The sequence below is a fragment of the Ruegeria sp. AE3 genome (genome assembly GCF_056542225.1).
The window spans coordinates 84,550-102,751 of the sequence record NZ_JBQFZL010000011.1 but is presented as its reverse complement, the minus strand read 5'-3'; the positions used below and the strand labels follow the sequence as shown (position 1 = coordinate 102,751).

The 18,202-nt window shown below is 56.0% G+C and carries 17 protein-coding genes; 14 read left to right on the top strand and 3 right to left on the bottom strand.

Annotated elements, in window-relative coordinates; all coding sequences use genetic code 11:
- The coding region (locus ACR0NZ_RS16660; protein ID WP_480520429.1) for a hypothetical protein at positions 1 to 238 on the top strand (238 nt) is incomplete at its 5' end.
- Positions 239 to 294: 56 nt separating this feature from the next.
- On the opposite strand, the gene ACR0NZ_RS16655 is transcribed toward ACR0NZ_RS16660, so the two are convergent.
- Entirely contained in the window at positions 295 to 948 is a 654-nt protein-coding gene (locus ACR0NZ_RS16655; protein ID WP_170328650.1) for a GntR family transcriptional regulator, read from the bottom strand.
- On the opposite strand from ACR0NZ_RS16655, the gene ACR0NZ_RS16650 reads away from it, so the two are divergent.
- The 13 genes from ACR0NZ_RS16650 (at position 947) to ACR0NZ_RS16590 (ending at position 16,076) form a co-directional block, all read left to right on the top strand.
- Positions 947 to 2,248, top strand: coding sequence for a Gfo/Idh/MocA family protein (locus ACR0NZ_RS16650; protein WP_480520427.1), 1,302 nt, complete (start codon positions 947 to 949; stop codon positions 2,246 to 2,248). The genes ACR0NZ_RS16655 and ACR0NZ_RS16650 overlap by 2 nt on opposite strands.
- 87 nt (positions 2,249 to 2,335) lie before the next feature.
- Positions 2,336 to 3,346: a sialic acid TRAP transporter substrate-binding protein SiaP gene (locus ACR0NZ_RS16645; protein WP_480483577.1), complete on the top strand. Its 1,011-nt coding sequence runs from the start codon at positions 2,336 to 2,338 to the stop codon at positions 3,344 to 3,346.
- Between the two features lie 30 nt (positions 3,347 to 3,376).
- Positions 3,377 to 3,952 (top strand): TRAP transporter small permease, encoded by a 576-nt coding sequence (locus ACR0NZ_RS16640; protein WP_480520424.1) that lies wholly within the window; start codon positions 3,377 to 3,379, stop codon positions 3,950 to 3,952.
- Complete coding sequence (locus ACR0NZ_RS16635; RefSeq protein ID WP_170328647.1) at positions 3,949 to 5,244, top strand: TRAP transporter large permease; 1,296 nt, start codon at positions 3,949 to 3,951, stop codon at positions 5,242 to 5,244. The genes ACR0NZ_RS16640 and ACR0NZ_RS16635 overlap by 4 nt, the downstream gene beginning before the upstream one ends.
- Positions 5,244 to 7,130, top strand: a complete 1,887-nt coding sequence (locus ACR0NZ_RS16630; RefSeq protein ID WP_480520422.1) for a bifunctional sugar phosphate isomerase/epimerase/4-hydroxyphenylpyruvate dioxygenase family protein — start codon at positions 5,244 to 5,246, stop codon at positions 7,128 to 7,130. Before ACR0NZ_RS16635 ends, ACR0NZ_RS16630 begins: the two co-directional genes overlap by 1 nt.
- A complete protein-coding gene (locus ACR0NZ_RS16625; protein ID WP_480520420.1) occupies positions 7,072 to 8,004 on the top strand; it encodes a shikimate dehydrogenase in 933 nt (310 codons plus the stop codon). Before ACR0NZ_RS16630 ends, ACR0NZ_RS16625 begins: the two co-directional genes overlap by 59 nt.
- Positions 8,001 to 8,816, top strand: coding sequence for a citryl-CoA lyase (locus ACR0NZ_RS16620; protein ID WP_480520418.1), 816 nt, complete (start codon positions 8,001 to 8,003; stop codon positions 8,814 to 8,816). The genes ACR0NZ_RS16625 and ACR0NZ_RS16620 overlap by 4 nt, the downstream gene beginning before the upstream one ends.
- Positions 8,806 to 9,993: a Gfo/Idh/MocA family protein gene (locus ACR0NZ_RS16615; protein WP_480520416.1), complete on the top strand. Its 1,188-nt coding sequence runs from the start codon at positions 8,806 to 8,808 to the stop codon at positions 9,991 to 9,993. Before ACR0NZ_RS16620 ends, ACR0NZ_RS16615 begins: the two co-directional genes overlap by 11 nt.
- Positions 9,983 to 10,654, top strand: a complete 672-nt coding sequence (locus ACR0NZ_RS16610) for a hypothetical protein (RefSeq protein ID WP_480520414.1) — start codon at positions 9,983 to 9,985, stop codon at positions 10,652 to 10,654. Before ACR0NZ_RS16615 ends, ACR0NZ_RS16610 begins: the two co-directional genes overlap by 11 nt.
- Positions 10,647 to 11,837, top strand: coding sequence for a Gfo/Idh/MocA family protein (locus ACR0NZ_RS16605; protein WP_480520412.1), 1,191 nt, complete (start codon positions 10,647 to 10,649; stop codon positions 11,835 to 11,837). The genes ACR0NZ_RS16610 and ACR0NZ_RS16605 overlap by 8 nt, the downstream gene beginning before the upstream one ends.
- Positions 11,838 to 11,990: 153 nt before the next feature.
- Entirely contained in the window at positions 11,991 to 12,905 is a 915-nt protein-coding gene (locus ACR0NZ_RS16600) for a sugar phosphate isomerase/epimerase family protein (protein WP_480520410.1), read from the top strand.
- Positions 12,886 to 14,295, top strand: a complete 1,410-nt coding sequence (locus ACR0NZ_RS16595; RefSeq protein ID WP_480520408.1) for an aldehyde dehydrogenase family protein — start codon at positions 12,886 to 12,888, stop codon at positions 14,293 to 14,295. The genes ACR0NZ_RS16600 and ACR0NZ_RS16595 overlap by 20 nt, the downstream gene beginning before the upstream one ends.
- Positions 14,295 to 16,076: a thiamine pyrophosphate-binding protein gene (locus ACR0NZ_RS16590; RefSeq protein ID WP_480520406.1), complete on the top strand. Its 1,782-nt coding sequence runs from the start codon at positions 14,295 to 14,297 to the stop codon at positions 16,074 to 16,076. Before ACR0NZ_RS16595 ends, ACR0NZ_RS16590 begins: the two co-directional genes overlap by 1 nt.
- A 523-nt stretch (positions 16,077 to 16,599) precedes the next feature.
- On the opposite strand, the gene ACR0NZ_RS16585 is transcribed toward ACR0NZ_RS16590, so the two are convergent.
- The gene (locus ACR0NZ_RS16585) at positions 16,600 to 17,340 is read right to left on the bottom strand and encodes an IS110 family RNA-guided transposase (protein WP_480520404.1); all 741 of its coding nucleotides are present in this window, start codon (positions 17,338 to 17,340) and stop codon (positions 16,600 to 16,602) included.
- A gap of 459 nt (positions 17,341 to 17,799) precedes the next feature.
- The gene (locus ACR0NZ_RS16580; protein ID WP_209504391.1) at positions 17,800 to 18,063 is read right to left on the bottom strand and encodes a DUF4242 domain-containing protein; all 264 of its coding nucleotides are present in this window, start codon (positions 18,061 to 18,063) and stop codon (positions 17,800 to 17,802) included.
- Positions 18,064 to 18,202: the final 139 nt, after the last annotated feature.

Below are 18,202 nucleotides of genomic sequence, written 5' to 3'. Positions count from 1 at the left end.
CTCGATAAATTGCGTCATCAACAACCTCCGTACCGAATACGGAAATTATACCATCAGTCCGGTCAAAATAGGGGAGTTTTCACACACCCTCTCCGCAGACCACCAGTTCGATTTCCCTTTGACTGCGCACCTGCAGCGAATGGCGGCAATGCGGGCTGCCGATGCGGCATCCGAACGGTACCCTAAATGTCTCCTTTGGGCCGCTCACAAACTTCTCGATCTAGATGTGGAATATTGAGATATTCCCTGCCAAATCGACCTGAAGACGTCGAAGCACACAATCAGCATGTCGCATTACATAGCCTCCAACGTGTGGGTGAGGCCGTTTCGGATGTGATCTTCCAACAGTTTCTTGGCCGTGTCAGCGTCTCTGGCCAGCGCGGCATCGAACATGCCCTTGTGTTCCTTGACGGCCTCTTCGCCGCGATATGTCAGCACCAGCATCTGATACCGCAGATACTTGTCGTAGATGATCGAGTGCAGAGACAGAAGGTTCTTGGAGTTGCAGGCCGCGATCATCGCTTGGTGAAACTCCCAATCATATCGTTTCCAGGTTTCTTTCTCGGACTCGTCGCCCTTGAGAAGCTGCTGTTCCATCAGGTGCAGTTTGTGGTGTGCGGCAACGAGGTTGCCTTCCCAGTCCGTGTCGCCATTCGCAATGGACAACTCTAACGCGTGGCATTCCAACAGAACGCGCAGCTCTGAAATCTCGGTCAGGTCTTCTCGTGAAACTGGCGTGACCAGAAAACCCCGTTGCTCGGGAGCTTCGACAAATCCATCGCTGGCGAGCCGGTTCAGCGTTTCACGAAGTGTCGAAAGGCTTGCCGAGTAGCGTTCCTTCAGGGCGTCCAGCTTCAGTTTGGAGCCGGGCTGCAACTCCCCGAAGATGATGTCCCGCTTGATGCGCTGATAGGTACTTGCACCTATCGTAGACGGCTGTTTCGCCATGCGTTTCACCCGATATTATCAGTTTCCTCGTTCAATTAGCATTTTTCAGAGACATCAGCAATCCAAACTGATGTATGGTAAAAATAAAAATATCATACATTATTGCGGAATCGCGAAAACCCCAATACGGTCGTGGCCAAGTTGGGCAAAGCAGCCCGATCGCAATCATCGGTTTCGGGATTTTCCGGACCCTCCGGAAGGAAGCAAAGTGTCTAAGAACTTTCGCATTGCCATTGTCGGCATTGGCCTTGTTGGACGCCGCCACGCAGACGCTATACGAGCGTTGCGCCATGTTGATCTCGTCGCGGTGGTCGACCCCAGCGATGAAGGCCGTGCTTACGCCGTTGAGCACGGGGTCGCATGTTACGAAACCCTCGAGGAAATGTTTGCAATTCAGACGCCGGACGGAGCTGTTCTTGCGACCCCGACCACGCTTCATGTTGAACAAGGCCTCACGTGTGTTCGACATGGTTGTCCCGTTCTTGTCGAAAAACCGATCGCCGTGGAAGCCACCACTGCACTGGAGCTTGTCCAAGCAGCGGAGAAGGCCAATGTGCCAATGATGGTCGGACATCATCGCAGACACAATCCTCTGATCAGGGCGGCTAAGGAAGCCATTGTCGATGGGAAGATTGGAGATGTGCGCGCTGTCCATGCGAATTGCTGGTTTTATAAGCCAGACGAATATTTTGATGCTGCGCCCTGGCGAAAGAAACCCGGCGCAGGGCCCATCTCGGTCAATCTTGTCCACGATGTGGATCTGCTGCGGTACCTGGCCGGAGAAGTCATGACCGTACAGGCGCGGTCGGCTGCATCGCAGCGGGGTTACGACAACGAAGATGTTGCCGGTGCTCTGTTGACGTTCGAAAGCGGAGCGATAGGAACCATAAGTGTGTCCGACAGCATCGTTGCTCCATGGAGCTGGGAGATGACGTCTCAGGAATATCCAATCTATCCTTCGACCACTGAGAGTAGCTACATGATAGGTGGCTCTCACGGGTCGTTGTCCGTTCCCGATCTTCGACTGTGGAGTTACCAGAGCGAGCAAAGGGATTGGTGGACGCCAATCTCATCAACCGCGCTGAAGAAGGGTGCATCCGACCCCTTGGTCAATCAACTCAGGCACTTTGTTGAAGTCGCTCGGCGCGAAGCAGATCCGATTGTGTCTGGATGGGAAGGTTTTAAAACACTCCAAGTTATTGAAGCTATACAGAATTCCTGCAGGACTGGCGAGACTGTCAGGATAAGAAACCTTCGGGAAACGCAACAACAGAGATTGCAGGTAATTAAAAATATCTGATATTTTGTAAAAAATCTTGCAAAATGTCCAAAATAGGTCAAAACTCAGAATCGGAAAATGCATCATGATGTCTCAGGGAGGAGCAAAGTGATTACCAAACTTACCCGCCGGGCTGCTGTATCAGCCCTTGTTGCAACCGGTGTTCTGTTTGGCGCGACAAGCGGTGCGCTGGCGGAAGACAAAGTGCAACTTCGCCTCGCAACATCAGGATCGGAGACCGACCAGCGCTCGGTCGCTATGGCCGAGGTTTTCGCGCCCATGGTCGCTGATTTCGCAAGCTACGAGCCCAGCTATAATGGAACCATCTTTGCCCAAGGCACCGAGTTGGACGCCATCAGCCGGGGTAACCTGGAAATGTCGATCACCTCGGCGCAGGAACTGGCACAGTTCTTCCCCGAGTTTTCGATCTTTACCGCAGGCTATGTCCACCAGGACGCCGCGCATCAGGTAGCTGTCTTCAACGATCCCTTGATGGATGCCTTTAAGCAGAAGGCCGAAGAAGAACTAGGCGTCAAACTGCTGTCGGTCATGTATCTGGGCCGTCGTCAGGTGAACCTGCGCCAGCCCAAGGATGAGCTGACAGTCACGACGCCCGCAGACTTGGAAGGCGTGAATCTGCGGATGCCGGGCACCGACGCATGGCAGTTCCTTGGCAAGGCGCTGGGTGCCGCGCCGACACCGATGGCCTTCTCCGAAGTCTATACCGCGCTGTCGACCGGTGCCGTTGACGGGCAGGATAACCCGTTGCCGACCGTCGTTGACGCCAAGTTCTATGAAGTGACCAATCAGATCGTCCTGACATCGCATCTGGTCGACCTGAACTATATAGCCATCGGCAAAGAAGTTTGGGACGGGCTGACACCGGAACAGCAAGCTAAGGTTCAGGAAGCTGCGGACGCAGCAGCTGAATCAGGCCGCCAGAAGCAGCTTCAGAAAGAAGAGGATCTTGTCAGCTTCCTGAAAGAGCAGGGCATGGAGATTTACGAACCCGATCTCGCTGCGTTCCGCGATCAGGTACAGTCTATGTATCTGGACAGCGAATTCGCTGGCTCATGGCCCGAAGGCGTTCTGGATCAGATCAACGCTCTGGGCAACTGAACCCAGTAAGACAGGGGAGGGAGAACCATAATGAAGGCCATTATGAAGGGGTTCTCCCGACTGACCGAAGCGATTGCCGGCGGGATGCTGGCGGCAATCTTCCTTATCTTCCTTCTCCAAATTCTACTACGGTACTTCTTCACCCCAGCAGGCTGGACGCTGGAATTGATCGGCATTCTTTGGGTCTGGGTGATTTTCTTCAGCTGCGCTTTCATCGTGCGCGAACGGGATCACGTGAAGTTCGACATCATCTATCTTTCGGTGCCGATGCGCGTACGGCAGGTCTTTGCGATGCTGGCGGCCGCAGCGATCGTAGTCGGTATGCTCTACAGCTTCCTTCCGACGTGGGACTACATCGACTGGATGAAAATCCGCAAGACATCGACTGTCCGCAATCCGTTCTCCGGTGAGAAGATACCGCTGCGCACAGTATTCTCGATTTACGCGGTATTCATGCTGGTCGTCGCAGCGCGCTACGCGTGGCTATTCTTCGACGTCATGCGCAATGGCCCACCAAAGACAGAGTTGGAACTGGTCGTTGGGTACAACGTGGTTGACGATCATCCCCGTGTCGACGTCGAAAAGGATGAGGAAGTTAAAAAATGAGTTTTGAACTTCTTTCCTGCCTGCTCGCTCTCTTTCTTCTGGCAGGCATCGGGACACCTATCGGCTATTCCATCCTCCTGGCCTCATTAGTGTACCTGGGCACGGCCGGACTGGACGTCGCCCTCGCGGGCGAGAAGATCCTGCAAGGCTTTTACAAAAGCACGATCCTGCTTGCCGTGCCTTTGTTCATCGTCGCCGCGAATATCATGAACGCTGGATCGATCACGGACCGTCTTTTGAACTTCTGCGTCGCTGCTGTCGGTCGTTTCAAGGGCGGCCTCGGGCACGTAAACGTGGTAGCGTCACTGATATTTTCGGGTATGTCCGGCTCGGCCGTCGCGGATGCTGCGGGGATCGGGAAGATCATCATTGAAATGATGACCAAGGATGGCCGCTACAGCCGAGGCTACGCAGCTGCAATCACGGCAGCGTCGGCAACGATCGGCCCTATTATTCCGCCCTCTATCCCGATGGTTTTGTACGCGCTCGTTTCCAAGGCCTCCATCGGGTCGCTGTTTCTCGCCGGTATTCTGCCGGGCCTGATCATGGGCGTCGTCCTCATGGCGATGAACTATTATCTGGCCGGAAAGCGGAACTTTGCATTGGAAGAACCTGTTCCACTGCGCGAGTTGCCGGCTAAAACCGCCAACGCATTTCCGGCACTGCTGATGCCCGCAATCCTGCTATACGGCATATATGGGGGCGTCACCACTCCGACCGAAGCTGCCGCCGTAGCTGCATTCTACGCCCTGCTACTGGCAGCGTTGTTCTACCGAGCGCTGACCTTTCGCGGCCTTTATCAGGTGTTCGTCGACAGTGCGCGCTCTTCCGCAGCCGTCGGGGTTGTCATTGGTGGCGCGTTCATTCTGAACTTCATCGTCATTCAGGAGCAAATTCCTCAGTCTATCTCGGCGCTGCTGGAGGGTTCCGATGTTAGCCCGATTGTGTTCCTGATCCTCGTAAACCTGCTGATCCTCGCGCTGGGATGCGTGTTAGACGCAACAACGATCATCCTGGTGATTGTGCCCCTGTTCATTCCAACCTGCGAAGCGCTTGGGATTGATCTGGTGCATTTCGGGGTGCTGGTCGTCGTGAACTCGATGATCGGTCTGATCACGCCGCCCTATGGCATTCTGCTCTTTGTGATCAACGCCGTGACGGACATTCCGCTACGCGAAATCATCTCGGAAATCTGGGCCTTCCTCGCGGTTCTCATCTTCGCCCTGGTGATCATGATGCTGATGCCTGATCTGGTCCTGTGGTTGCCGCGTATGTTTGGATATCAGGGATAATGTGCCTCTCGGTTTCGACAACGTCGATCCCCGGTGATCTGGCCGAAAAACTAAGCGCTATCGCTGACGCGGGATTCGGGGGTGTCGAATTACACGAACCGGACTTGACCGCTTTTGACGGGCCGCCATCGCAAATTCGGAACATAGCATCAGATCTCGGCCTAAAGATTTGCCTGCTGCAACCTTTCCATAACCTTGAAGGCCAGTCTGGCGGCGGACGGGAGCGCGCCTTTGATCGACTGAAGCGCAAACTCGACCTGATGAGCGAGTTGGGAACAGAATTGCTGCTTATCGGATCTGCCTTCGAGGTCGATGTCGCCGCGACCGAAGAACAGGTAATCGCAGATCTTGGCGAGGCGGCCCAGATCGCAAAAGAAATGGGGTTGCGTCTGGCCTATATGGGCTTGCCATGGTCGGATCTTATTCACTCGGATGAACAGGCGTTAGGCGTCGTTGAAGCTATCGACAGCCCTTATTTGGGGTTGGCCTTGAATTCCTTCTTCTCGCTTGCCAACGGGTCCAAACCAGCCCGCCTTCGGGACATTCCTGGAGATCGGCTGTTCCATGTGCAGCTATCCGATGCACCCCGACTTGAGATGGATATTCGCAGGCTCAAACGGCACTTTGGGCTTCTGCCGGGGCTTGGGTCACTGAACCTTGCGGGCTTTGTGCGGGTGTTGTCCCGCGCTGGGTACAAGGGGCCTTGGTCCATTGCGCGTGTCAATGAAGCAGCTCCTCAACCCGGTGGCCTGACACTGGCCCGAGACAGCTACAGGTCGCTGGTGAACCTGTTAGATGAGGTTTCCCGGACCGAACCGGGAACAGATTTCGGCATCCCGGACCTCCCGGAACGCGTCTATGCGTCAGGCTTCGAATTCGTCGAATTTACAGCCGACGAAACAAGCGGCGCGCAGCTGGCAGATATGCTGTCAGCAATGTGTTTTCGAATGGAGCGAAAACACGTAACCAAGTCCGTCGAGCTGTGGCGGCAGGGCGCGATAAACATCGTTGTGAATACCGAAAAGGAAGGTTTCGCCCATTCGGCGTTCCTGGGTCACGGCCCCTCCGTGTGTGACATGGGGTTGCGTGTCAAAGATGCGGATCAGACGGTTCAGCGAGCGACCGCGTTGGGCGCGCCGAATTTCTCACAACCGGTAGGGACTGGGGAACTGGACATCCCGGCCATTCGAGGTGTTGGTGGCAATGTTGTCCATTTCATAGATGAGAAATCCGATCTGCATCGGGTTTGGGACATCGAGTTCGAGCCAGTCGCCAAGACCAAAGCGATCCAGCCTGCCGGTCTGCGCCGCATCGACCATCTGGCGCAGACGATGCGTAACGATGAGATGCAAAGCTGGCTGCTCTATTACATTTCGACTTTTGAGATGGCAAAGTCCCCGATCGTAAACGTTGCCGACCCATCAGGTGTTGTGCAAAGCCAAGCCATCGAGAGCCCCGAGGGCGAAGTGCGTTTAAACCTGAATGGTGCAGTTGGGCGTCGAACACTGGCGGCTTCATTCCTTGAAGACGGTTTTGGTGCCGGTGTTCAGCACATAGCCTTCCAGTCGGACGACATATTTGAAACCTCAGCCCAATTGCGGAAGTCCGGCTTTCCCAGCCTGTCCATCCCAGAAAACTACTACGCTGATCTGCAAGCGACATTCGGGTTAAGTGAAGACCTGATCGCCCAAATGCGCAGGGATAACATTCTCTACGACCGCGCAGCGGGTTCCGAGTATTTTCAGATCTACAGCCGACCTATCTTTAACGGCTTCTTCTTTGAAATTGTTGAGCGCCGATCTGGCTACTCCGGCTACGGCGCGCGCAATGCTGCGTTCCGATTGGCGGCCCAAGCGCGACACCACATGGCGGAAGGAACAACCTGATATGAAGGCGGCACTAATCGGCCAAGGTATTGCTGGCTCCATGACGCCTGAGATGCACGAGGCAGAAGGTCGGGCGCAGGGTATCGATCTGAGCTACGGTAGGATCGACACTGCAAAAGAGCCATTTCGTGGAATGTCGGTCGCTGATTTACTGCATTATTCCGTTGAATTAGGCTGCGCGGCGGTCAACGTGACGCATCCCTACAAAGCATCAGTCATTGATCATCTTGATGAGCTTTCCAAGACTGCTGAGGAGCTTCAAGCTGTCAACGCGGTGGTTTTTTGTGACGACCGAATGGTTGGCCACAACACCGACTACATAGGTTTCCACAGTGCCTTCGGAGATTTTTTGGGATCATCGAAGACTGAAACGGTTCTCATGTTTGGAGCTGGTGGCGCGGGCAGTGCAGTCTCTTTGGCTTTGCTTGATTCAGGTGTTCGAGACCTGGAGATAATCGATCCTGACTTCCACCGAGCGCAGGCGCTGGTCAGTCGACTAGAGGTCTTGCGCCCTTATGCAAAGATTCAGGGTTCCCCTTCGATTTCGTTGGATCGGATCGAACTTGTGGACGGAGTGGTCAACGCAACACCACTTGGAATGGGCAAGTACCCCGGAACAGTCATTGAACCATCCCTGTTGCGGCCCGATGCATGGGTGGCAGACATCGTATATTTCCCGCTTGAGACACACCTACTGAGCAGGGCCCGCGCAACTGGGTTGAAAGTGATGAATGGTGCTGGAATGGCGGTTCATCAGGCTGCAGCGTCTTTTGAAATCTTCACCGGCTGCACCGCCTCAATCAGTCGCCTTCAAAACGTTTTCGATTCACTTCGTCAGCAGCGCATGCGCGAGTTTAGAGGTGCAACGGTATGACAAACGACGAACAAGCAATCCGCCAATGGTGGCGCACATCCATCATTGACATGAAACCCGGTAAGATCGCGTTTCGTGGCAACGCAATAGAGGATCTGATCGGGAACGTTTCTTTTCCGCAAATGATCTGGCTGATGGTGCGGGGTGATCTGCCCAGCGACGCACAAGCGCGTCTGTTCGAAGCCGCTTTGGTCGCAGGCGTGGATCACGGCCCACAGGCCCCCTCAATCGCGGCGGCGCGCATGGCTGCCACCTGCGGGGTAGGTCTCAATAATGCGATGGCGACTGCGGTGAACATGCTGGGCGATGTGCATGGCGGGGCAGGGGAGCAATGCGCCGAGCTGTATTATGATATCTCGGAACGCATGAATGCTGGGGCATCGCTGATTAATGCTGTTCAGGACGGTCTGGACAGCTGGCGCGAGACGTACGGCAAGATCGTCTCGGGCTTTGGCCACCGTTTTCACAAGCCCGTCGACCCGCGCGCGCCCAGGCTGATGCAACTTGTTCGTGATGCAGCGACAGAAGGTACAGTTTCTGGCCGCTTTGCCGATATCGGAGAAGAGGTTCAGTCCGAACTCGGTCGTCAACGCGGCGGTCGGCCGATTGCCATGAATATCGATGGTGCAACAGCCGTGATCTTCTGCGAACTTGGCTTTCCTGCGCCCTTGTCGCGAGGGCTGTTCTGCCTGTCCCGCTCGGTCGGAATACTTGCCCATGCGTGGGAGCAGATGGGTCAGGGCGGTCGGAACAAAGGGCCCATGCCCCCGAATTACTTACCCCACTACGAAGACAGGAATGATGACACGTGAGACATCGAAATCCTTCCGGGTCGGCCTTATCGGCTGTGGTCGTATCAGCGATATTTATCTAAAAACACTCTCCAATTTCTCAAACGTCGAGGTCGTCGCCTGCGCCAGCCTCGATCCTTTGGAAAGCCGCGCCAAGGCGGATCAATACGGCATCTCCAAGGCCTGCACACCGGATGAGGTGTTCGATGACCCGACGATTGACTGCGTTCTGAACCTGACGATCCCGGCAGCCCATGCCGACATCAGCCTGCGCGCCTTGGAGGCGGGCAAGCACGTCTATTCGGAAAAACCACTGGTCATGAACCGGACGGATGGCAAGGCGATTCTGTACGCGGCCGCCGAAAAGGGGCTGCTGGTCGGTTGCGCGCCCGACACGTTTCTGGGCGGTCGCTGGCAAACCGTTCGGCGCTTGATAGACGAAGGCGCAATCGGGAAACCAACTGGGGTATTTGCCCATGTCGGAACCCACGGGACGGAACGCCATCATCCCAATCCGGATTTCTACTATCAGGCGGGTGGTGGGCCATTGCTGGACCTTGGGCCTTACTACCTGACCGCCATGATCTGCTGTCTTGGTCCCGTTGATCGGGTCGCCGGAATGGCACGACGCACATTCGACAAGCGGATGATCGAGAATGGTCCCCGAAACGGGGAATGGATGGATGTCGAGGTCGACACGCATTCGCTTAGCCTGTTGCAGTTCTCATCCGGCGCCATCGGGTCGATGACAATGAGTTTCGACGTCTGGGACAGCGAAACCCCGCGCTTCGAGATCTATGGTGAAAACGGAACCATCAGCATTCCGGATCCTGACCCGGTGCATGGTGCCAATATCTTTCAAGGCGATGTTTGGCTGAAGACGCGCGAAACCTCGCGCTGGTCACATCAGCCCCGTCCAACAGGTCGCGAAGACTGGCCGGTGGTCGAGAACAAACACGGGTTCAACGAAGACAGCCGCGGCTTAGGCCTTTTGGACCTTGCTCTGGCCACACAGGAAGGGCGTCAGCCCCGTGCCAGTGGCGCGCTTGCCTACCATGTGTTCGAGGTCATGGACGCGATTGAACGGGCACCGAAATTCGGAGCCTATCAGACCATAGAAAGCCGGTGCGAGGCACCGAAGCCTCTGCCGGTCAATTTCCTGCAAGATGAGCGGAAGGAGCTGGCTCATGCCGGTTAAAAAACTCGACTTTGCGCTGCCTTTCTTTGACGTCCAGCACATCACTGATGAACAGATTTCCGTCGAGGGCCGTGCAATCGTTCTTAACCTTGGCGAACGGGGCCTCTTGATCGAGGATCAAGCCGTTGCGCCACTTTCGTCCGTGATTGTACAAAATAGCGTTTTGCACGGTGTGGAGCGCGCGGTGATCGTCCATGGCTTTGATGCCCACGGCGATGACGGCCAGCTGTTTGCAAAGGTGAAAAACACGTGGCCGTCTGCTTTTGACGTCCGGCAAGAGGAGCGTTTGCGCGGTGTCAGCCATTACATGTCGCCAAAGGTCTTCGTCGGTAACGTCGGGCTGACCATGTATCACTCGGGTTCGGTTCCGCTGAATGTCGGACTGCACATGGATCATCCGTTCTGCCCCGTACCGGGGTTTCGCGAAGTGCATACGCAAATCGTTGGCTTTGGCAAAATGCAGCAATGCCGGGAACGGGACGTTGAAACCCTTTATCTCGAAGAGTTCATGGCCCCGGGCACGACGCACAAGCCGATGTATGACACCGAAGGCAACTATCCCTGGCATCAATACGAGACGATTACCCCCAGCATCTTCATGGCGGTGGAAATCCTGCCCGAGGGCGCACGGGTCCCGGAAATGGAGGTTCAGAATGGCTGAGAGACTTCTGCCCGAAAACCTGAATTTTGACGGTCCTTTCCCCCGGTTGTCGCGCCGTTTGCGCCTGGGCGTTGTTGGCGGAGGGCGGATATCTGTCACGCAAGCAACGGCCGCGCGGATGACCGACCGGTGGGAGGTCGCCGCAGGTGCGCTCAGTTCTGACGCCGCGCGCAGCAAGGCGCGCGGGGCCGAGTGGTTTCTGCCGGCAGACCGGTGCTATGCGTCGTTCGAGGAGATGGCGCAGGCTGAGGCAGCGCGTCCGGATGGCGTGGATGCCGTGATGATCACCACTCCGAACCACGTTCATTTCGACGCGGCCAAAGCGTTTCTGGAGGCGGGCATTGACGTGCTGTGCGACAAGCCCCTGACCAATGAAGTCGCCGAGGCCGAGGGGCTTGAGGAGATCACCGCGCGCACCGGGCAGGTCTTTGCCGTCGGCTATGCGATGTCGTGCTTTCCGGTAATCCGGCAGGCGAAACAGATCGTGGCCGATGGCGGTATCGGCAAGATCAACCAGATCCATGTTGAGTTCATGCAAGACTGGATGACGCCCGAAGATGTGGCCGATGCGCCTCATGTAAAGTGGCGGCTGGATCCCAAGATTTCAGGCCCGACCAGTTGTGTCGGCGATATCGGCACCCATGCCGCGCATCTCGCCAGTTTTGTCTCGGGCCTGCCGATGACCGACCTGCGGGCCGAGTTCCACGTCTGCGGCGCGTCAAAGCCTTTGGAAGACACGGTATTCATGTTCACCAGCTATCAAAACGAGGTTCCGGGAACCCTGATGGCAACGCGCCTTGCCCCCGGAAACCGGGGCGGGTTGCGGTTGCGCATATTCGGGAGCGAAGGAGGTCTCGAGTGGGATTTGGAGAAGTCCGAGCAGCTGAAGTTCAATCGGTTTGGTGAACCGGATCGTATTATCAGCCGAGGTCACGGGCATGGCATCGGCCCCGGTGCAGAACGACTGATCCGTACCGCACGGGGTTTTCCGGAGGGGATTATCGAAGCCTGGGCCAACTTATATACGGAATTTGCCATGGGGGTGGCTGCCCGCCGGGATGGTGTCCCGGTTCCGGCTGATTGGCTTACTTATCCCAGTGTCGATCAAGGTGCAGACGGCGTGCGTTTCATTGGTGCCTCGGTCCGGTCACACCAATCCGGCGGTGATTGGGTCACAGTTTAAAACATAAATCCGAGCAGTTGGAAAACGCCCGTGGCATCGCCCGGGCGTTTCTATTTTCAGAGCAGCATTCAGAGTTGATATTTTAAAAAATATCAGATATTTTTTACTACGTGTGATGAATTTGAGATTCGCAGACACGTGGAGCTGTCGTTCATGGTGAAACCCGATGAGGCTGGCGCAAGCCCCTCTCTTTATTCCTTGGCGCATCTGACGCTGATCGGCTGCACGCCGCCCGAGTTGGTTTATATCGCCGCCCGGGCCGGTTACGATGCCGTCAGCCCGCGGTTCATTCCGATGCACGTGCCCGGTGAATTTACTCAGTCTCCAATCGACAAGGCGCAGGTGCAGGCCACCAAAACGGCTCTCTCTACCACCGGGGTGAAAGTCCTCGATGTCGAGCTTGCGCGCATCACGGAAGATGTCGATCCGCGCAGTTTTGAGCCCTCGTTGGAGATCGGAGGGGAACTCGGCGCCAAACGCATGATCATGAGCGCATGGACCAACGCCCGCGATGATCGTGACTTTCTGATCGACGTCTATTCCGAAACCTGCGAACTGGCAGCGCCCTACGGGTTAACGGTGGACTTGGAGTTTCCGAGCTTCTCCCGCTTGCGCACGCTGGATGAAGCACTGGACATTGTCCGCGCCTCTGATCAGCCCAACGGCGGTATTCTGGTTGATACGCTCTACCTGCACCTCAGCCGCGTAGATCTTGGTGAGCTGTTGCACGTTCCCTCGGACCTGTTTCACTTCCTGCATATCTCTGATTGCCTGCCCGGCATCGCCGATACGCGTGAGGGCATGATCCAACTGGCCCGCGATGCGCGGCTATATCCCGGTGAGGGATGGATCGATTTCACCGGCATCATCGAACGGATGCCACCCGTCGACTATTCCATCGAACTGCCCAACCAAAGCCGCGTGGCCGAGTTGGGATATGAAGAACACGCGCGTCGCTGTCTCAGCCACGCCAAGCGAACATTCGGCGAGGCGCGGTCACAGCGTCGTATGCACGATGCAGCAATTCCAAAACACCAAGAGGATCACCATGGGCAAAGAGCTCACTGAAAACGATCGCAACATGGCGGCCGATATGCTGGAACTCGCCCGCGCCGCCATGGCCGAGATTGAGGATTGGGATCAGGACAGGCTGAACCGCCTGTCCCAAGCAATCGCGTGGTATGCGGGGAACGAAAAAACTTTCACGCGCCTGGCCCAGCAAGGCGTGGACGAAAGCGGCATCGGAGATCGCGAAGGGCGTCCAGCGAAACGGTTCAAAATCCACATGGTACTGCGTGATGTCTTGCGCACGCCCTCGACGGGGATCGTCGAAGTCGACGAAGAAAAGGGGCTCGTGAAATACGCCAAACCTGCCGGTGTGATCGCGTCTCTGATCCCCATGACCAATCCAGCAATGACACCGCCAGTGACCGGCGTGTCCGCCGCAAATGCCCGGAATGCGGTCATCTTCAGCCCGCACCCGCGAACCGCTCACACGACCTTTGAAATGGTCGAAGTCATGCGTGCAGCTTGTCGTGCTGCCGGTGCTCCCGAGGACTTGTTTCAGTCCATTCGCAAACCGTCGATACCATTGACGCAACATCTGATGGAGATCTGCGACCTGACTTTGGCGACGGGAGGCAAGCCCATGGTCAAAGCAGCGTACAGTTCAGGGCGTCCAGCCTATGGTGTCGGCGCGGGCAATTCATCCATCGTCATCGATGAGACAGCCGACTTGGACATCGCCGCTCAGAACACCCGAATTTCCAAGACGTCTGACTTTGGTTCGGGTTGTTCGGCCGACGGTAACATCATCATCCAGCGCTCGGTTTACGACGATATGGTCAAGGCGCTTGAGGCCGAAGGTGGATACCTGTGTTCGGACGAAGAGAAGGCCATGCTCGAAGAGGCCATGTGGGACGAAAAGGGCAACCGCACGTTTCCGACCATCGCCTGTCCGCCTCAGCAAACGGCCAAGGTCGCCGGGTTCTCGATCCCAGAAGATCGCAAATTCCTGATGGTTGAAAATCAGGGGCAAATCGGGCCGCAGCACAAGTTTTCGAAGGAAAAACTGACAACGCTGATGGCGCTATATCACTTCGACACATTCGATGACGCGCTGGAAACGGTTAGCCAGATTTACAACACCGGGGGCAAGGGCCATTCCTGCGGCATCTACAGCCACAATGACGATCACATCGATCGGTTGGCGCGCCTGGCTCCGGTCAGCCGTATGATGGTGCGACAGCCTCAGTCCAAGGCCAACGCGGGTGCCTGGACCAATGGCATGCCAATGACCAGCAGCCTTGGTTGCGGCATCTGGGGCGGAAACATCACGAATGAAAATGTCACCATGAAACACATGATGAACTACACCTGGGTCAGCCGTCCGATCCCCGAGGATCGCCCCTCGGAGCCGGACCTGTTCGGTGAGTTCTACGGACAGGAGGTCGCGTGATGGACGGAGCGAAACTGGACGGCAAAACCGTTGCCGAGCACATCGTAGACTTTCTCGAACGCCGTGAGGTCAAGCATGTGTTCGGGCTTTGTGGCCATACGAATATCGCGGTTCTGGCCGCTCTGGCCGAAAGCCCGATTGATTTCGTTACCGTGCGGCACGAACAAATCGCCAGTCACGCGGCGGACGCTTATGCCCGCGTGACGGGCAAGGCCTCGGTGGTGTTGTCCCATCTCTCCCCGGGGCTTACCAATTGCGCCACCGGGGTCGCCAACGCGGCACTGGACTGTATCCCGATGGTGGTGATCGCAGGCGATATTCCCACGCATTACTACGGCAAACATCCGCATCAAGAGGTGAACCTGCACGCGGACGCCGCCCAGTGGGAAATCTATCGCCCCTTTGTCAAACGTGCATGGCGGGTAGATCGGGCTGACCTGATGGCCGAGATCCTGGAAAAGGCGTTTCATCTGGCCGAAAGCGGACAGCCCGGCCCGGTGCTGGTCAACGTGCCGATGGACATCTTCTCGGAAGTCATCCCCTCGGACAGCTTCGACCGTATTCTCGACAACACGCGCGCGCTCAAGAAACCGTCGATTGACGATGAAACGGCACGCGAGATTGTCGAAGCCTTGGCAAGGGCCGAAAACCCGGTCGCTTATGTCGGCGGCGGTATCCTTCTGGCTCAGGCCAGCGAGGAGTTGCGCGACTTCGTTGAACATATGGGCCTGCCGGTCGCGCATTCCCTGATGGGCAAGGGCGCATTGCGGGACGACCATCCGCTGGTGTTGGGCATGACCGGGTTTTGGGGCACCGAGCTGGTCAACCAGTCCTGCCTGAATGCGGATTACATCTTTGCCGTCGGCACTCGGTTCAAAGAGGCCGATTGCTCCAGCTGGTATCCCGGCTACACGTTTAACATCCCCGGTTCCAAGGTCATTCATATCGACATCGAACCGCAAGAGATTGGACGGAACTATCCCACCGAGATCGGAGTCGTTGCTGACGCCAAGGCCGCTTTGCGAGTCGTCAACCGGGTTGCCCGCGAGATGTATCCTGAGGGCTTCAAACGCCCCGCGCTGGAACAGAAGATCACCGACTTCCGAACGAACTTCAAAGCGCGCAACGTGGACATGGCGACCTCGTCGTCCTTTCCGATGATGCCCGAACGTATTTTGGCAGATACCCGCAAGGCACTGCCCGAGGATGCCATTATCACTACGGACGTGGGATGGAACAAGAACGGCGTCGGACAACAATTCGATATCCTGGCACCCGGTTCAATCCTGACCCCGGGTGGATTCGCGACGATGGGCTTTGGCCCTCCGGGAGCGATCGGCGCAAAACTGGCAGCCCCTGACCGTGTGGTGATAAGTCTTGTTGGCGATGGGGGGTTCGGTCAGAACCCGTCGATGCTGGCAACCGCGGTCGAGCTTGATCTGGGCATCATCTGGCTGGTTATGAACAACAACGCCTTCGGCACTATCGCGGGCCTTCAAAAGGCGCATTACGGTCTGACATACGGGACCACGTTCCCTGGATCAGCCGCAGCTCCAGCAAACGGACCGGGTTATGCAGATATTGCAAGAGCTTATGGTGCAGAAGGGCACAGGCTCAGTGCTGCTGATGAATTGTTGCCCGCATTGGAAGCAGCAATCGCCAGCGGCAAACCAACCGTTCTTGATGTCCCAATGATCAACAACCCAACACCAACGACCGGACATTGGAACATCTTGGACATATACTCACCGGACAAAGAGGTATCTCACGTCGCGACTTGACGAAACTGGGCGCGTTCAGACGCGCCCAGTTTCTTGTGTCAATGCTCATCCGTGTTCGAGCAAATATCAACAGCTCCGTCGCGGCGCGGTCATCGTTGTTGTGTGTCTGAACTTTTTTGTTGGTTAGTTATTCTCAACGAAGCACGTGAGATAATGTCAAATTGCAATAACGCTGAAGTATGTGCGTTCTTAGCGTCCAAGTTTTCTCTCTCGCAGCGAATGGCAGATTCGACGGGATGCGTCGCAGCATCACCAACAGGCGGCCAACGGCCTCTGTGGGTGGCTCCTGCATTGCAAGAGTTTTTTGGCGATTTCTGCGGTCGATTTCGTCAGTACTGTCGTCTGTCCGGCCTGTTCGTGCGGTGGTGTTCCGCTGGCCCTGATGAATTCCGCGAGCGAGGTTCCAATCGGCTTATCGGCCTCGGAAGAGGGCCGCTGCCATTCCCGGAGTGTCCTTGCTCTTGGTTGACTTACTTCCGCATCATCACTTCAACGTCTTGCATCTCGTGGGCAGTCGGTGTGGTTAGAACGCCGGCTGCCGGTATTCCTGTTTCTTCGTGAGCATCGCCCAGATGGCCCGCGCTGCCTTGTTTGCCATGGCGACTGTTGCCAGCCGGAACGGCTTGTCAGCGATGATCTTGGCAGTCCAGAGATCGACCTTCTCGGGTGAGCGTTTCGCCATGACCGCGCGCGATGTCATGCTCACGACCAAAAGTTTGCGAATGTAACGATCGCCTTGCTTTGTGATCTTGCCCAGCTTCTCCTTGCCGCCGCTCGACTTGTTGAGCGGGGTGAGGCCCAGCCATGCGGCCAGATCTCTTCCTGTCCGAAACTGATGCGCGTCACCGATTGTGGCGACAATTGCTGACGCTGTGATCGGCCCGATGCCAGGCATGCGCATCAATCGGCGTGCATCTGCACTCAGCAATGCATGTTGCTCGATCATCTTCGAATAGCCGTCGATGCGTTCATTCAGGCCGATGAACTGATAGCACTGTATGCCAAGCATGCCGTTCGCGATTTCAGGCATGTCGGGATGATCGCCGCTCAGATGGCGCTTCGCAAAAGCCGTCACCGCTTCGATCCCGATGGGCAATATTTGCCCAAACTCGCGCAATAGGCTGCGGATCATGTTGGCCAACTGTGTGCGCTGTCGGACGGCCAGGTCGCGCGTTCTGTGAATGGATAATATGGCCTGCTGGTCTTCCGTCTTGATATCTACGAAACGCATTGTCGGACGGCGGACCGAGGAGCAACCTAACATTTTATATAACTTATTGTTAAAAATTTATAAAGTCTTAGAAATTAAAATGCATACCACTAAATATACCACACTAATCATTGGAACTGGCGCTTCAAAGCCTCAGGTTCGAGCATGACGGAACGACCGGTAACTAAGAATAGCAGACACTCATAAAAAGTGCAGCGAACGTCTTCTTCGAGCCCAGAGTGCAAATTGCTGCGGTCGGCCCAAATACGTGCGAAGCGTGCGTCGCTGCCGTTGGTCCTACAATGGACGGCCCTTTGCTGCCCTTGGCCGTCTGGTCTGGATGCTGCGCCGCTGCTCGCCAGACAGGCCATTCACCGCGCGTGCTAAATCTGGAGATGATTGAACTCACGTTCTGTGGACGAACCTGCATTTCTCTGCAAACTGTTCAACCATTGCTGAGGGCCCTAGAGCACGTACTCAGGGCCCAATCACAACTCCAAAGCTCAGAAGTCGTCACGGGGTAAGATCCATTGCCGCCACGACCTTGTCGTAAGGAAGTCCGGCGGTATCATTCAATCGACGAACTTGATCGGCACTTTCACCATCAAACAAGCACATGCAGCGCCCGTCTTCGGGAGCAAATGTTGAACGAACATAGCTGATTTTGTCGCCATCTGCTGTCATTTTCTGTGCTGTTGCTATCGCGGCTTTTTGAGCAGCACCCAAGTCATCCATGGTGATACCCTTGAGGTTTCTTTCGACCATAAAAACAGACATCTCGTTCCCTTTCCGAACAATCAAAACCAGTGCATCTATTACACTATGGAGCGTCGGCTCGGGGAACTATCGATACCTTATGACTTAATAACTCCAGGTTTGGATAAAACGGTGTATCCTGCGTTGTGATTGTCTTTCG

Bases quoted from the DNA above. Each gene is read 5' to 3' on its own strand.
- ACR0NZ_RS16650 (WP_480520427.1), top strand. From the start codon at position 947: ATGCGTTTCACCCGATATTATCAGTTTCCTCGTTCAATTAGCATTTTT.
- ACR0NZ_RS16585 (WP_480520404.1), bottom strand. From the start codon at position 17,340: ATGTTAGGTTGCTCCTCGGTCCGCCGTCCGACAATGCGTTTCGTAGAT.
- ACR0NZ_RS16590 (WP_480520406.1), top strand. From the start codon at position 14,295: ATGGACGGAGCGAAACTGGACGGCAAAACCGTTGCCGAGCACATCGTA.
- ACR0NZ_RS16610 (WP_480520414.1), top strand. From the start codon at position 9,983: ATGCCGGTTAAAAAACTCGACTTTGCGCTGCCTTTCTTTGACGTCCAG.
- ACR0NZ_RS16615 (WP_480520416.1), top strand. From the start codon at position 8,806: ATGACACGTGAGACATCGAAATCCTTCCGGGTCGGCCTTATCGGCTGT.
- ACR0NZ_RS16595 (WP_480520408.1), top strand. From the start codon at position 12,886: ATGGGCAAAGAGCTCACTGAAAACGATCGCAACATGGCGGCCGATATG.
- ACR0NZ_RS16600 (WP_480520410.1), top strand. From the start codon at position 11,991: ATGGTGAAACCCGATGAGGCTGGCGCAAGCCCCTCTCTTTATTCCTTG.
- ACR0NZ_RS16580 (WP_209504391.1), bottom strand. From the start codon at position 18,063: ATGTCTGTTTTTATGGTCGAAAGAAACCTCAAGGGTATCACCATGGAT.
- ACR0NZ_RS16625 (WP_480520420.1), top strand. From the start codon at position 7,072: ATGCTGCGTTCCGATTGGCGGCCCAAGCGCGACACCACATGGCGGAAG.
- ACR0NZ_RS16605 (WP_480520412.1), top strand. From the start codon at position 10,647: ATGGCTGAGAGACTTCTGCCCGAAAACCTGAATTTTGACGGTCCTTTC.
- ACR0NZ_RS16635 (WP_170328647.1), top strand. From the start codon at position 3,949: ATGAGTTTTGAACTTCTTTCCTGCCTGCTCGCTCTCTTTCTTCTGGCA.
- ACR0NZ_RS16630 (WP_480520422.1), top strand. From the start codon at position 5,244: ATGTGCCTCTCGGTTTCGACAACGTCGATCCCCGGTGATCTGGCCGAA.
- ACR0NZ_RS16640 (WP_480520424.1), top strand. From the start codon at position 3,377: ATGAAGGCCATTATGAAGGGGTTCTCCCGACTGACCGAAGCGATTGCC.
- ACR0NZ_RS16620 (WP_480520418.1), top strand. From the start codon at position 8,001: ATGACAAACGACGAACAAGCAATCCGCCAATGGTGGCGCACATCCATC.
- ACR0NZ_RS16655 (WP_170328650.1), bottom strand. From the start codon at position 948: ATGGCGAAACAGCCGTCTACGATAGGTGCAAGTACCTATCAGCGCATC.